At 68.6% G+C, this 13,989-nt stretch carries 15 protein-coding genes and 1 pseudogene; 10 read left to right on the top strand and 6 right to left on the bottom strand.

Features of this window, described 5'->3' with window-relative positions; translation table 11 throughout:
* Positions 1-61 precede the first annotated feature (61 nt).
* Together V7D63_RS08455 and V7D63_RS08450 are read left to right on the top strand one after the other, a co-directional pair.
* A complete protein-coding gene (locus tag V7D63_RS08455) occupies positions 62-853 on the top strand; it encodes a hypothetical protein (RefSeq protein WP_333591829.1) in 792 nt (263 codons plus the stop codon).
* Positions 854-937: 84 nt separating this feature from the next.
* Positions 938-2,650 carry a hypothetical protein gene (locus V7D63_RS08450; RefSeq protein ID WP_333591828.1) on the top strand — a complete coding sequence of 571 codons (1,713 nt, stop codon included), beginning with the start codon at positions 938-940 and terminating at the stop codon, positions 2,648-2,650.
* On the opposite strand, the gene rph is transcribed toward V7D63_RS08450, so the two are convergent.
* Complete coding sequence (rph, locus tag V7D63_RS08445; RefSeq protein WP_333591827.1) at positions 2,647-3,375, bottom strand: ribonuclease PH; 729 nt, start codon at positions 3,373-3,375, stop codon at positions 2,647-2,649. The genes V7D63_RS08450 and rph overlap by 4 nt on opposite strands.
* A 118-nt stretch (positions 3,376-3,493) precedes the next feature.
* Between rph and hrcA the strand changes: the two genes are divergently transcribed.
* Both hrcA and grpE read left to right on the top strand, forming a co-directional pair.
* Positions 3,494-4,588, top strand: a complete 1,095-nt coding sequence (gene hrcA, locus V7D63_RS08440) for a heat-inducible transcriptional repressor HrcA (protein ID WP_333591860.1) — start codon at positions 3,494-3,496, stop codon at positions 4,586-4,588.
* Positions 4,585-5,196: a nucleotide exchange factor GrpE gene (grpE, locus tag V7D63_RS08435; protein WP_333591826.1), complete on the top strand. Its 612-nt coding sequence runs from the start codon at positions 4,585-4,587 to the stop codon at positions 5,194-5,196. The genes hrcA and grpE overlap by 4 nt, the downstream gene beginning before the upstream one ends.
* A gap of 34 nt (positions 5,197-5,230) precedes the next feature.
* Here grpE and V7D63_RS08430 read toward each other — a convergent pair whose 3' ends face one another.
* The 4 genes from V7D63_RS08430 to V7D63_RS08415 all read right to left on the bottom strand — a co-directional run bounded on the left by V7D63_RS08430 (position 5,231) and on the right by V7D63_RS08415 (position 8,152).
* Positions 5,231-5,824 (bottom strand): MarR family winged helix-turn-helix transcriptional regulator, encoded by a 594-nt coding sequence (locus V7D63_RS08430; protein ID WP_333591825.1) that lies wholly within the window; start codon positions 5,822-5,824, stop codon positions 5,231-5,233.
* 122 nt (positions 5,825-5,946) lie between these two features.
* Positions 5,947-6,612, bottom strand: coding sequence for an inner membrane-spanning protein YciB (locus tag V7D63_RS08425; RefSeq protein WP_333591824.1), 666 nt, complete (start codon positions 6,610-6,612; stop codon positions 5,947-5,949).
* Positions 6,613-6,615: 3 nt separating this feature from the next.
* A complete protein-coding gene (ftsY, locus tag V7D63_RS08420; protein ID WP_333591823.1) occupies positions 6,616-7,554 on the bottom strand; it encodes a signal recognition particle-docking protein FtsY in 939 nt (312 codons plus the stop codon).
* A gap of 55 nt (positions 7,555-7,609) precedes the next feature.
* On the bottom strand, positions 7,610-8,152 hold the full coding sequence (locus V7D63_RS08415) for a hypothetical protein (RefSeq protein ID WP_333591822.1): 543 nt from the start codon (positions 8,150-8,152) through the stop codon (positions 7,610-7,612).
* Positions 8,153-8,286: 134 nt separating this feature from the next.
* Between V7D63_RS08415 and sdhC the strand changes: the two genes are divergently transcribed.
* The 6 genes from sdhC to V7D63_RS08385 all read left to right on the top strand — a co-directional run bounded on the left by sdhC (position 8,287) and on the right by V7D63_RS08385 (position 12,874).
* Positions 8,287-8,763: a succinate dehydrogenase, cytochrome b556 subunit gene (gene sdhC, locus V7D63_RS08410; RefSeq protein WP_333591821.1), complete on the top strand. Its 477-nt coding sequence runs from the start codon at positions 8,287-8,289 to the stop codon at positions 8,761-8,763.
* On the top strand, positions 8,760-9,167 hold the full coding sequence (sdhD, locus tag V7D63_RS08405) for a succinate dehydrogenase, hydrophobic membrane anchor protein (RefSeq protein ID WP_333591820.1): 408 nt from the start codon (positions 8,760-8,762) through the stop codon (positions 9,165-9,167). Before sdhC ends, sdhD begins: the two co-directional genes overlap by 4 nt.
* A 5-nt stretch (positions 9,168-9,172) precedes the next feature.
* Positions 9,173-10,960 (top strand): succinate dehydrogenase flavoprotein subunit, encoded by a 1,788-nt coding sequence (gene sdhA, locus V7D63_RS08400; RefSeq protein ID WP_333591819.1) that lies wholly within the window; start codon positions 9,173-9,175, stop codon positions 10,958-10,960.
* Positions 10,961-10,967: 7 nt separating this feature from the next.
* Positions 10,968-11,771, top strand: coding sequence for a succinate dehydrogenase iron-sulfur subunit (locus V7D63_RS08395; protein ID WP_333591818.1), 804 nt, complete (start codon positions 10,968-10,970; stop codon positions 11,769-11,771).
* 38 nt (positions 11,772-11,809) lie between these two features.
* The gene (locus V7D63_RS08390) at positions 11,810-12,130 is read left to right on the top strand and encodes a 2Fe-2S iron-sulfur cluster-binding protein (protein WP_333591817.1); all 321 of its coding nucleotides are present in this window, start codon (positions 11,810-11,812) and stop codon (positions 12,128-12,130) included.
* A 162-nt stretch (positions 12,131-12,292) separates the two neighbouring features.
* Positions 12,293-12,874 (top strand): DUF4168 domain-containing protein, encoded by a 582-nt coding sequence (locus tag V7D63_RS08385; RefSeq protein WP_333591816.1) that lies wholly within the window; start codon positions 12,293-12,295, stop codon positions 12,872-12,874.
* A gap of 93 nt (positions 12,875-12,967) precedes the next feature.
* Here the strand turns inward: V7D63_RS08385 and V7D63_RS08380 are convergent.
* Positions 12,968-13,989 (bottom strand): annotated as a pseudogene (locus V7D63_RS08380) (reverse transcriptase family protein); the annotation flags it as partial.

The raw sequence follows: 13,989 nt of genomic DNA, 5'->3' as shown, positions 1-13,989 counted from the left end.
TGCTTAGTCAACCTTCACCGCGCAAACCTCCGAGACTCCTTTGTTGGGTGAGGTGTGGGGCGTGGGCTATGAAATTGCGCCATGGGCGCTCGACGTCCTGAAGGTGTTTATCGGCCCCTTGGCAGGGGCATTCGCTGGCGCAATGACCGCTCAAGGAATCGCGAAGCGCAACGCCGGTACACAACGACAGCTCGACGAATTGCGGGCCACTAACACGGCAGTGAGTGCAGCCAGCGCCGTCGTGGCGACAGCCGCTGCTCTGAAGCAGCAGCACGTGCGCCCGATGAAGCAGGCCTATGATAAGCTCTGCGTTGAAAGAGACGCTGCACAGCAGGCCGGTGGCGTGTTTCACTTCCCGGCCGATTTAGAGACACTGCCTCCCTTCCGCACTGCCGCCCCACTACTTGAGAAGCTGTTGTATGAGCGCATAAGTCCCGGTCGGGGTGTGCTCGGCCTGCTTTCAATCGTGGTTCAGTCGGTTGGTGGCGTAGATGATGCTATCCAAGACCGAAATGCCATAGCGGCGGCACTTAAGGCCCGGATGCCCGTGCAGGCGAACGATCTTGCCGAGATTTACTTCGGTCTAGTCACGGAGCACGGCAGCACAGACCTGAGCTTCCCGAACAGCCTCGAATCGCTAGTCCATAATGTCGATTGCATTATTCTTTATGGATGCGTGCTTGCGACCGAGTTGGCCAAGCATGCTGAGGGCTTGGCACATAATCACAAAGACTTCCCGCCCGCTGAGAAGGTCGATTTCGCTCGCTTAGCAAAAGCTGACCTGATCCCGGAAGCTGACGAAATAGATCGGGCTGCATTTCAGAACCTCAACGTTATCCCGGATTTGCCATAGGCGAATGCGCTAAGCCTCCCACCGAAACCCGCCCTTAAACCCTCGCGTGTCACGCTGTCGGCTCCAGTGTCCGAAAAGCGTCCCATGCCCGGTCCCGTCCATTACGAAGTCTATATCCGCAAGACGGCCCCGGCTCCGTGGTCGCTGCTGATGGCGACCGAGGATCGCAAGATCGCCGTCGAGACGGCCGAAGACCTGCTCAAGGACGACCGCGCCGCCGCCGTGCGGGTGACCAAGGAGACGCTGGACCCCGACACCATGGCCTTCTCCAGCCTGACCGTCCTGACCCGGGGCGCGCCCGAGGTGCGGCGCAAGCGGCTGGTCGACGACGCCGAAACCGGCCCGGCCTGCGCCAGCCCCCAGGACCTCTACGCCCCCCACGCCCGCGAACTGCTGGGCCGGGTGATGGAGGACTGGCTCAGCCGCAACGGCGTCACCGCCTTTGAACTGCTGCACCGCCCCGACCTGGCCGAGAAGCTGGAAGCTTCGGGCGTCGAGCTGCAACACGCCATCCAGAAGACCGCCGTGCCCGAGAGCCAGTCGACCGGCCAGGCGGTCCACGACCTGATGCGCCACTATCAGCGGCTGGCCGACCAGACGATCGAGCGGGTGATCCAGGCCGGCCGCAAGGGGCTGTTCGCCGACCTGTCGCAGCGTTCGGTCGCCGATGTGGCGCACAGGCTGGCGGGCCAGCCGGATCGCGCCTTCGCCATGGGCGGGGCGATCTGCGGCGCCCTGGCCGAGGTGCGCGGCGCCCGGCCCCGTCTGGACCGGTTGATGGATCTGGTCGACGGCGCCCCGATGCAGGGTCCGCCGCACGCCCTGGTCATGGTGCCGGTCGAGCAGTTGCTGTGCGAAATGCTGGCCCAGCGCACCGTGCTGGCCGAAATCCTGGGACCGGCCCTGGATCAGGGGGCCAGCCTGGCCGCCGTGGTCCGCATGGCCGCCCCGCGCGAGGTCGAGGCCCTGATCCGTTTCGATCCCAAGCTGGACCTGCTGATCCCGCCCGTCGACGGCCCGGCGGCCCGGCTGGGCGCGCGGCTGGCCGCCGGAGAATTCCCCCTGCTGGCCGCCGCCCTGGCGCGGATGGTGCTGCGCGAGCTGATGAGTCCGCGCCGCCTGCGCCCGTCGGACGCGCCGGGCGAGATCGACATCCTGCGGGCGCTGGCCACGGCCCTGACCGCCGCCGCCGGCCGCCTGCTGACGCTGGACGAGGTTCAGAACGCCTTCGTCGAACGCTCCAAAACCCTGGTCACCGCCGATTTCGTCGCCGCCTACGTCAAGGTCTGCGGCACGGTGCTGTGCGAGGCCGAGATGCTGACCCGGCTGTGCGAGAACGTCACCGGGACCGCCAACAAACGCTCGGCGGCGCGCTGGCTGTCGGCCTGCGTCGGCTCGCTGCGGTTTGAAACCGAGATGCGCCTGGCGGGCGGCACCGCGGCCCAGAAGCTGGGCGTTCTGGCCGCGCTCCAGAAATCCGTTCGCGCCGCCAATCTGTCGGAGCATGACGAAGCGGTCATCTGCGCCGCCGTCGGGACCCTGGGCGGAACCGTCGAGGGCGATGCGAAACTGACGGCGCAACTGGCCCGCGCGCCCGCGCCCCCGGCCCAGAAGCTGCACGTCCTGCTGCGCCTCGCCGCCGGCGAGACCGCGCCCCTGGGTCCCGCCGCCGACCGGGCCAAGGCCCAGGCCCTCAAACTGCTGCGCGCGCCCGAGGCCCGCTCGGCCCTGGCCGCCGATCCCCAGGCTCTGGTCCCGCTGCGTCCCCTGATGAAGGCGGCGGGCCTGGCGGCCTAGTTCGCGTCCAGCGCCGCGCGTTGCAGGACGAACAGCTCGGCGCAGCCGCCCTCAGCCAGGGCGAACAGGCGGTCGAACTCGGCGCGGGAGAAGCCGCGCTTCTCGCCGGTGGCCTGGATCTCGACGATCTGGCCCGCGCCGGTCAGGACAAAGTTGGAATCCGCCTCGGCCGAGGAATCCTCCTCATAGTCCAGGTCCAGCACCGGCTGGTCGGCGCAGACCCCGCACGAGACGGCCGCGACCTGGTCCAGGATCGGATCGGCGCTCATCACGCCCTCCTCGCGCAGATATTTGAAGGCCCGCGCCATGGCCACCCAGGCGCCGGTGATGGCCGCCGTGCGGGTGCCGCCGTCGGCCTGGATCACGTCGCAGTCCAGCACCACCTGGCGCTCGCCCAGGGCCTTCAGATCAACGACGGCGCGCATCGAACGGCCGATCAGGCGCTGGATCTCCTGGGTGCGTCCGGTCTGTTTGCCCGCCGCGGCCTCGCGTCGGCCGCGCGTGTGGGTGGCGCGGGGCAGCATGCCGTATTCGGCCGTCACCCAACCCTGACCCTTGCCGCGCATCCAGCCGGGGACGTTCTCCTCGACCGTGGCGGTGACCAGCACCTTGGTGTGGCCGAACGACACCAGGCACGACCCCTCGGCATAGCGGTTGACGCCGGTCTCCAGGGTCACGGCGCGAAGCTGGTCGGGGGTGCGGCCGGAAGGACGGGCGGCGGTCATGAGAACTCCTTGGAAGGCGGTGCGGGGGTGCTTATCCTGAAAGCGTGAGCCTGTCCCCCTCTTCCCACCCCCTGATCGCGCGATGCGCGACGCCGAATGTCGGCCGCGAGGCGCGGGCATGAAGACGCCGCTGTTCGGATCGACGGCCATCGAACCGGCGGGCTTCGGCCTGACGGGGCTGGACCAGCGCGCGCGCGACATCTTCCGGCGCATCGTCGAGACCTATCTGGCGACCGGCGAACCGGTGGGATCGCGCACCCTGTCGCTGTCGGGCGTCAGCCTGTCGCCGGCCTCGATCCGCAACACCATGCAGGACCTGGCCCTGGCCGGCCTGCTGCATTCGCCGCACACGTCGGCGGGGCGGATACCGACCCATGCGGGCCTGCGGCTGTTCGTCGACGGCCTGTTGGAGATCGGCGACGTCGGCGCCGAGGAGCGGCGCGAGATCGACGCCCGCCTGGCTGGACGCGGGCGGCATTTCGACGAGGCGCTGGACGCCGCCTCGGCCCTGCTGTCGGGCCTGGCGGGCGGGGCGGGCGTGGTCGTCAGCCCGGTGCGCGAGGCCGGGGTCAAGCATGTGGAGTTCGTGGCCCTGGGCCACGATCAGGCGCTGGCGGTGCTGGTGGCCGACGACGGCACGGTCGAGAATCGGCTGATGCCGCTGGCGGCGGGGGTCACCCCCTCGGCCCTGGCCGAGGCCTCCAACTTCCTGAACGCGCGCCTGAAGGGCCGCCCCCTGGCCGAGGCGCGGGTCGAGATGCGGGCCGAGCTGGAGACCGCCCGGCGCGAGCTGGACGCCGCCGCCGCCCGCCTGGTCGAGGACGGCGTGGCCGCCTGGTCGGGCGGGGCCGAGCGCGAACGGTCGCTGATCGTGCGCGGCCGGGCCAATCTGTTGGCCGACGCCGGGGCGGCCGAGGATCTGGAGCGGGTCCGCTCTCTGTTCGAGGACCTGGAGCAGAAGGAACAGCTCATCGGCCTGCTGGACGGGGTCGAGGGCGGCCAGGGCGTGCGCATCTTCATCGGCGCCGAGACGCGGCTTTTCTCGCTTTCGGGTTCCGCCGTGATCGCGGCGCCCTATATGACGGGGCGACAGCGGGTTCTGGGCGCCATCGGCGTCATCGGACCCGCACGGTTGAACTATGCCCGCGTCATCCCGTTGGTGGACTACACCGCCCGGGTGCTGGGCCGAATGCTGGACGGACAAGACACGTGAACGACACGCCCGACAACGATCCGATCGAGACCGAGCTGGACGCCGAGATCGCCGCGACGGAAGCCGACGACCTGGCCCCGCTGGACGCCGTCATCGCCGAGCGCGACCAGTGGCGCGACCGCGCCCTGCGCGCCGCCGCCGAGGCCGAGAACGTCAAACGCCGCACCGAGGGCCAGATGAACGACGCCCGCGCCTACGCCATCCAGCGTTTCGCGCGCGACCTGTTGGGCGTGGCCGACAATTTGGAGCGGGCCTTGCAGGCGGCGCCCAAGGACGCCGAGGGCGCGGCCGGGGGTCTGGTGACCGGGCTGGAGATGACCCAGAAGTCGCTGCTGTCGGCCTTCGAGAGCAACGGGCTGAAGCGCGTCGCGCCCCAGTCGGGCGAGGCCTTCGATCCGCATTTCCACCAGGCGATGATGGAACAGCCGTCCGCCGACGTCCCCGGCGGATCGGTGATCCAGACGCTTCAGGCCGGATTTGAACTGTTCGGCCGCACCGTGCGTCCGGCCATGGTGGTGGTGGCCGCCAAGGGTTCCGGCGGCGGGACGGCGGGCGGCTATGCGGCGTCCGCCGAGGCGTCCGGCGGCAATTTCGACGCCAAGGCCTGACTTATTCTCCTTCTCCCCCAGCGGAGAGAAGGGACTAGGCGGTCTTGGGCGCCTTGGGCTTCTTGATCTTGGCGGGCTTCTCCGCCGCCTTCTTGGCCGCCTTTTCGGCCTTCTTGGCTTCCTTGGCCGCCTTCTTGGCGGCGCGGACCTCGGCCTTGGCCAGGTCGGGGGCGGCGTCGGCCGCGGCGGCCAGTTCGGCCAGAACCGTCAGGAAGGCGTCGCGCCGTCCCTTGGGCAACAGGGCCAGGATGCGTTTGTCGGCCGATTGCACGCGCGGCCGCATCGCCTCCAGCGCCGCTGATCCCGCCTCGGTCAGACGCACGGCCATGGCGCGGGCGTCCAGGGTCGAGCGCCGACGCTCCACCAGCCCCTTGCTCTCCATCCGCGCGACCAGATCGGCCAGGGTCGAACGGTCGATGCCGGTGGCCCGGACCAGATCGGTCTGGGTCAGGCCGGCCTTGGCCGACACGGCCTCCAGCACGGCGAATTGACGTTGGGTCAGGCCGTCGGGACCCGTCTCCTCGGCATAGACGTCCAGCGCCAGTTGCAGGGCGCGATGCATCAGATGGCTGGGCGACGCCGCCAGCGGACCCGCGTTCTTCTTCGATGACTTGCCGGACTTGACCATGACCCTATCCCCAAGGCTGACGTCCGCCCTAGCAGCCCCGGTTTACGGTTTCGCGACGGGCCTGCGAAAGTTGCTCTTTAGCCGCCCTAACGCTCGCGACGCGGAGCCTGGCGGCTTGAGGGCTAGAGACCGGTGTCGGGCGAGGTCGGGCCGGGCGGTTCGTCCTTGGTCAGGTTCTTCATGATCAGCGGCAGTTGCGAGACGCCGAAGATCGAGGCGGCGATCCACAGCACGCCGCGGAAGCCGACCCAGACGGCCTCGGCGTCGGGCGTCCCACGCCCCATCCAGGACCAGATGGCGGTCACGGCGGCGGGGCTGCGCACCACTTCGTTCACCAGCGCCACGGCCAGGAAATAGACGCCGTAGCGCAGCGTCAGGGTGCGCCAGGCCGCGTCATTGACCTTGATGGCGTCGCCCAACAGGGCCTTCAGCGGGTATTTCCCCATCAGCGTCCCGCCCAGCAGCAGGGCCGCCAGGAACAGGTTCAGCACCGTCACCTTCAGCTTCACGAACAGGGCGTCGTCGAAGAACAGGGTCAGCACCCCGAACACCAGGGCGAAGCCGCCGGTCAACAGCGGCAACAGGGCCAGCCGCCGTTCGACGAAGAAGCCGACGGCCAGGGCCACGGCCGAGCCGCCCACCAAGGCCCAGGTCGCCTGGACCAGGGCCTCGGACGAGTCCACGCCGCGCGCGCGCAGGATGACGAAGGCCAGGGCGAAGGCGGCCAGGGCGCCGAAGTCGACGGCGCTCCTGATCCACTGACGGTTGGTCGAGGCGGCTTCGGTCATGGCTCAGTCCTCAAGTCCGACCAGGGAGCGGGCGAAGGCGTCGGCGTCGAAGGGCTGGAGATCCTCGATCCCCTCGCCCACGCCGATCAATTTGATGGGGGCGTCCGAGGCGTTGGCCACGGGCACCAGCACCCCGCCGCGCGCCGTGCCGTCCAGCTTGGTCATGACCACGCCCGAGACATAGGCGGCGCGGCCGAAGATCTGTTCCTGGGCCAGGGCGTTGCGGCCCACCGTGGCGTCCAGCACCAACAGGGTCTCGTGCGGGGCCTCAGGATCGATCTTCTTCAACACGCGGACGATCTTCAACAGTTCGTCCATCAGGGCCTGTTTGTTCTGCAACCGCCCGGCGGTGTCGATCAGCACCACGTCGTACCCTTCGGCCCGCGCCTTGGTGTAGGCGTCGAAGGCCAGGCCCGCCGGATCGGCCCCGTCGCGGCGGCTCTCGAAATCGGCCCCGGCGCGCTCGGCCCAGACCTTCAACTGCTCGCGGGCGGCGGCGCGGAAGGTGTCGCAGGCGACGATCATCACCTTGGCGCCCTTGCCCGTCAGATCGGCGGCGATCTTGCCCAGGGTGGTGGTCTTGCCCGAACCGTTGACCCCGACGAACAGCACGACGAACGGCTTGATCCCCTGGCCCAGCGGATCGAACGTCGCCTGGTTGGGTCGCAGTTCGGCGGCCACGGCCTCGGCCAGAGCGATCTTCACCTCGCGCTCGTCGGTGCTCTTGCCGAAGCGCAGGTCGCGGAAGCGGGCGACGATGCGGTCGGCGGCGGCCGGGCCGAGGTCGCTCTCCAGCAGATGCTCCTCCAACCCCTCCAGCGCGGCCTCGGACAGCGGCTCCTTGACGAAGGTCGCCACCACCTGCTCGGTCATCTGTTTGGAGGAGCGGGACAGGCCCTCGCTGAGGCGCGAGAACCAGCCCTTCTTGGGCGTATCGGTCATCAGATGGCTTTAGCGGGCGTTTCCGTCTTCGTCACGGACATAGACCCAAGACGCCCTACAGACCCCGTCGCAACGTCACCCGCGCCTCGCCCCAGGTCCCGCTCCAGCCCTCGTCCGTCCGGCGCAGGCGCACCGAACGGCCCTCCAGCGACAGCTCGGCCCGATCTCCCTCGCGGCGGCCGGTCAGGGGCGTGGCCGCGCCGGCGCCCTCCACCGGACTGAAGGCGCCCTCGATGACGCCGCCCTTGGCGTCGGCCAGCACCATCCGGCCGCGCGCCCGGTCGCCGTCCATCACCAGCCAGCCGCCGTCCAACGGCCCGGACAGGGCGTCGGCCTGGGCCTCGGCGACCGCCACTCCCTGTTCATAGGCGGCGTCCAGCGGCTCCGGCCCGGCCTGATAGCCGCGCCGGAACGCGTCCAAGGTCTCCGGCTGGGTCAGGGGCTGGGCGCGCTCGGTCGATCCCGCGGGCGCAGTCAGGGCGAAGCCCTCGGTCGGCTCGAACGGCCGCACCGGCGGCGGCGCATAGACGTCCGAACTCCCCGCCGCGGCATAGGGAGTCTGCATCGTCAGCCACAGGATCAGCATCAGGGTCTGCATCGACGCAGACCCTGCCTCCGCGCGCCGCGACGAGCAAGTGCGGGAGCGTGCGTTGACACCCCGTGGCGACGGTCACTAAAGCCTGTGCGTCGACCTAGGCGCGTTGAATTCGCGCGGTTTTGAGAACGATTCGCATGTCCCAGCCCGCTCCCGGCGTCGGCGGCCCGACGAACGAGACCGATCCCGATCACACCGGCCGCTTCGTCCGCCAGCCGAACGGCCGCGTCCGCCCCCTGTCGCCGCATCTTCAGGTCTGGCGCTTCCACCTGACCATGACGGGTTCGATCTTGAACCGGGTCGCGGCGGGCGCCCTGTCGTTCGGCGCCCTGTTCGTGGCCGCCTGGCTGTGGGCCTTGGCCTCGGGTCCCGAGACCTACGCCGGCTTCACCGCCTGGATGGGTTCGCCCCTGGGCCTGTTGGTCTGGTTCGGCCTGACCCTGGCCATCGCCTATCACCTGACCGCCGGGATCCGGCACCTGATCTGGGACGCCGGCGACGGCCTGGACCCCAAGACCGCCACCTGGATGACCGCCGTCAGCATCATCGCCGGCGCCGCCGTCGGCATCGGCATCTGGGTCGCCTTGTTCGCCAGCGGAAAGGTCGTGCTGTGAGCCGGAACGAGAAAACCTACCGCAAGGGCGTGAAGGTGTCCGAAGGCCACGGCGCCGGCGAATGGCGGGCCGAGCGTCTGTCGTCCCTGATCCTGGTCCCGCTCAGCCTGTGGGGCCTGTGGGGCGCCTGGACCATCGCCGGATCGGGCTATGACGGCGCCCGCGCCTGGCTGGCCCAGCCGGTCAACGCCGCGCTCCTGGCGGTCACCCTGCTGATCGCCCTGTGGCACACCAACATGGGGCTGAAGGTCATCGTCGACGACTATGTCCACAAGCCGTCGTCGCGCACGGCCCTGCTGGCCTTCATCGCCCTGCTCTGCCTCGCCGTGGCGGGCTTGAGCGTCTTCTTCATCGGGCGGCTGGCGCTGGGTTCGGCGCCGCTGCCCGCCGGTCTGGGAGCCTGAGCCTGATGGCCGCTTACGAATTCGTCGATCACGCCTATGACGTGGTGGTTGTCGGCGCGGGCGGTTCGGGCCTGCGCGCGGCCCTGGGCGCGGCCCAGTCCGGGCTGAAGGTTGCCTGCGTCACCAAGGTCTTCCCGACCCGATCGCACACCGTGGCGGCCCAGGGCGGCATCTCGGCGGCGCTGGGCAACATGGGCCAGGACGACTGGCGCTGGCACATGTTCGACACCGTCAAGGGGTCCGACTGGCTGGGCGACCAGGACGCCATCGAATACATGTGCAGGAACGCCCCCCAGGCCGTGTACGAGCTGGAGCACTGGGGCGTGCCCTTCTCGCGCACCGACGAGGGCACCATCTATCAGCGCGCCTTCGGCGGCATGACCCGCAACTACGGCGAAGGCCCGGTCCAGCGCACCTGCGCCGCCGCCGACCGCACCGGCCACGCCATCCTGCACACCCTGTACGGCCAGTCGGTGCGCCGCGAGGTCGAGTTCTTCATCGAGTATTTCGCCCTCGACCTGATCATGCAGGACGGCGCCTGCACCGGCGTCACGGCGCTGAAGCTGGACGACGGCACCCTGCACCGCTTCCGCGCCAAGACCGTCATCCTGGCCACCGGCGGCTATGGCCGCGCCTATTTCAGCGCCACCAGCGCCCACACCTGCACCGGCGACGGCAACGCCATGGTGCTGCGCGCGGGCCTGCCGCTGCAGGACATGGAGTTCGTCCAGTTCCACCCCACCGGCATCTACGGCGCCGGCTGCCTGATCACCGAAGGTGTGCGCGGCGAGGGCGGATACCTGACCAATTCCGAGGGCGAGCGGTTCATGGAGCGCTATGCGCCGACCGTGAAGGACCTGGCCCCGCGCGACATGGTCAGCCGCTCCATGACCATCGAGATCCGCGAAGGCCGCGGCGTCGGCCCGAACAAGGATCACATCTTCCTGCACCTGGATCACCTGGACCCGGAGATCATCCACCAGCGCCTGCCGGGCATTTCGGAAAGCGCCCGCATCTTCGCCGGCGTCGACGTGACCAAGGAGCCGATCCCCGTCCTGCCGACCGTCCACTACAACATGGGCGGCATCCCCACGAACTATCACGGCGAGGTCCTGACCAAGCGCGGCGACGACGCCGACGCCGTGGTGCCCGGCCTGATGGCGGTGGGCGAGGCGGCCTGCGTCTCGGTGCACGGCGCCAACCGGCTGGGGTCCAATTCGCTGATCGACCTGGTGGTGTTCGGCCGCGCCGCCGGTCTGCGCGCCGGCGAGATCGTCGACCGGAACGCGGCCGTGCCCGACGCCCCGGCCGCGGCCACCGACGCCCACCTGACGCGGCTGGATCGTTTCCGCAATGCGAACGGCTCGACCCCGACCGCCCATCTGCGCCTGGCCATGCAGCGCGCCATGCAGGAAGACGCCGCCGTCTTCCGCACCGGCGAGACCCTGGAAAAGGGCGTCCAGCGCGTGCGCGAGGTGTTCAAGGCCTCGGACGACATCAAGACCACCGACCGCGGCCTGATCTGGAACACCGACCTGATCGAGACCCTGGAATACGACAATCTGATCGGCCAGGCCGTCGTCACCATCGAGGGCGCCTTGAACCGCACCGAGAGCCGCGGCGCCCACGCGCGTGAGGACTATCCGACCCGCGACGACCAGAACTGGATGAAGCACACCCTGTCCTGGCTGGACGAGGCCAAGGGCCGCTCGACGATCGATTACCGTCCGGTCCACAGCTACACCATGACCAAGGACGTGGACTACATCCCGCCCAAAGAGCGGAAGTACTGAGGCCCCGATGGTTCAGCTCACCCTCCCCAAAGGCTCGAAGCCCACGACCGGCAAGGTGTACAAGGCCCCGGCCGGCGCCCAGAACGTCAAGACCTACAAGGTCTATCGCTACGATCCCGAGGTCGACGCCGACCCGCGCTGGGACGTCTATGAGGTCTCGGCCGACGACCACGGGCCGATGCTGCTGGACGCCCTGATCCACATCAAGAACGAGATCGACCCGACCCTGACCTTCCGCCGTTCGTGCCGCGAGGGCATCTGCGGTTCGTGTTCGATGAACATCGACGGGCGCAACACCCTGGCCTGCACCAAGGGCTGGGACGAATGCCAGTCCTCGACCATCGCCATCGCCCCCCTGCCGCACCAGCCGGTGGTCAAGGATCTGGTGACGGACCTCAGCCTGTTCTACGCCCAGTACGATTCCATCCAGCCCTGGCTGCAGTCCGACACCCCGGACCCGCAGAAGGAGCGCCTGCAATCGCCCGAGGATCGCGCCAAACTGGACGGTCTGTACGAGTGCATCCTGTGCGCCTGCTGCTCGACGTCTTGCCCCAGCTATTGGTGGAACCAGACCGAATACCTCGGCCCGGCCGCCCTGTTGCAATCCTATCGCTGGATCTCCGACAGCCGCGACGACGCGACCCAAAAGCGCCTGGACGATCTGGAAGACCCGTTCAAACTCTATCGCTGCCACACCATCATGAACTGCGCCCAGGTGTGTCCCAAGGGTCTGAACCCGGCCAAGGCCATCGCCGAGACCAAGCTGCTGATGGTGTCGCCGTCGCGCAAGAAGACCGGGACCCCCGCGTAAGGCTTGATCCCCGCGTCGCTTTCGCTAGTTGAGGGCGCATGGCCAAGATCACCTATATCGAGAACGACGGGACCGAGCACTCGGTCGAGGTCAGGAACGGTCTTTCCGTGATGGAAGGCGCCATCCGCAACAACGTCCCCGGCATCGACGCCGACTGCGGCGGCGCCTGCGCCTGCGCCACCTGCCACGTCTATGTCGATGAGGCGTTCCAGGACGTGACCGGCCGCGCCTCGGCCATGGAGGAATCGATGCTGGACTTCGCCGAAGGGGTCCAGCCCAACAGCCGCCTGTCGTGCCAGATCCGCGTCTCCGACGACCTGGACGGCCTGGTGGTGCGCCTGCCCGAAAGCCAGCACTGAGCGCCGGTCGGCCGCGCCACGGCGTCGCCCCCATGCCCGCATGACCGCGCCGCATTTGCATGGCGACATGTCGGTCGGCTAGTTTGCCCCGCCCCGGACAGGTCCTCGCGGCCTCCGGCGTCCCCCTTCCCTTCCCATAGATCTGAAGACCAAGGACAGTTCATGCGTATCGCCGCCCTCGCCGCCGCCTCCCTGTTGACCCTGGCCGCCGCCCCCGCGGCCGTCGCGGCCCAAGAGGCGACCGACGCCGCCTCGGCCGTCGCCACCCCCGACACCGTCACCGACGAGGAACTGCTGCAATTCACCGGCGCCATGACCAAGATGCGCCAGGTCGCCGCCGCCGTCGGTACGGGCACGCCCACCGCCGAACAGCAGGCCCAGATGGCCGAGGCCGTCCAGTCCTCGGGCCTGGAGATCGCCCGCTTCAACGCCATCGCCCAGATCTCGGGCGACCCCGTGGTCCGCGCCCGCATCAACCTGGCCTCGACCCCCGTCTCGCCGGAAGGTTCGGTCGGCGCCTCGGTCGATGACGCCGAGGCCGCCCGCTACGCCCGCGCCGCCACGGCCGCCCGCGCCGCGACGCAAGGCGGCGGAACCCCGGCCGAGCAACAGGCCGCCATGACCGCCGCCCTGTCGGCCGAGGGCCTGACCATCGAACGCTTCAACGCCATCTCGGCGGCCACCTCTTCGGACAGCCGCCTGCGCGCCCGCGTGGCCCTGGCCCAGTTGAAGGCCGCCGCCTGATCGCACCGACAGGCTGAAACGACGAAGGGCGGGACCATGCGGTCCCGCCCTTTTTGTTCGCCCTCGTCTCGACCGCCGCCTATCGGCGAGACTTTAGGACGGCTCGGTCCATGGCGCGATGGGCCGCCGTCGTGAGTATTCCTCGCCATTGGCGACATCGAGGATCACCCGGTATTTGTCCCTGAGTTTCTCGAACCTGAGACGGTCCCGCGAAGTCGCGTTCGGCGCGGGCGGTTTGGAACGCAGATAGCGCCCCAGCACGCCGAGCAGGAAATCGGACAGGGCGATGCCCGAGTGCGGCTTGGAGGCGTAGTCGATTCCAATGCTCTTGGGATGGCGGTCCCATCGCTTCGCCAGATCGGCGTGCGCGGCCATGACGCGGGCCTCGATGGCGGCCCGTGAAACCTTGTCGTTCTCCTCGAAAATGAAAACGGCCTTCTGGCTTTCCGCCGCCATCAGGCGACGCGGCGTCATGATCTCGAGAAGCCGCAGATAGGCGGCCTCGTAGCCGGCGGCCCCATCGTACTCGATGAAGGCGACATATCCCTCGAACGGCATGGCGCACATGGCTTCCACATACGCATGGCGCAGGTCTTCGGTGGCGTCGACGAAATGCAGGCCCTTCTTTTCGATGACATCGGGCCGACCGTCCGCATAGAGGTCCGAGAGATAGGTCTGAAGCACCCGTTCACTGTCGTTCCAAATGTGGCGAGGATGCTGAGTCGCCGCCATGGCGAGGGCGAGAACGGGGCGGCCGTCTCTTTCAAACTCGGCCTCATCGACGAAGATCGTGAACGGTTCACGGTGCTGGTTGCGGGGTTCAAAACTGGCTTGATTGCCGCTGTCCAGCAGCACCTCCCTCCAGGCCTGTTTCAACGGCGACGCCAAGTCGGGTTCGTGGTGGCTGATGAATTTCACCAGGCCGTCGAGACGGTTGATCTCGGTCTGCATGGTTCGCCAATCGGCGTAGCCGCGATGACCCAGATGGTCGTCCAGGCCGAATTTCTTCGCATAGTAGAGGGTCTGGCGCATCTGTCGCTTGGTCCGGCGCGGGACATGCGGACGAACCGGATCGCTGATGCTCAGACCGGTCACGAAATGCGCCTGGCCGATCT

The organism is Brevundimonas sp. (assembly GCF_036732845.1).
Lineage (GTDB): Bacteria > Pseudomonadota > Alphaproteobacteria > Caulobacterales > Caulobacteraceae > Brevundimonas.
This window is presented reverse-complemented; position numbering and strand designations above follow the sequence as displayed.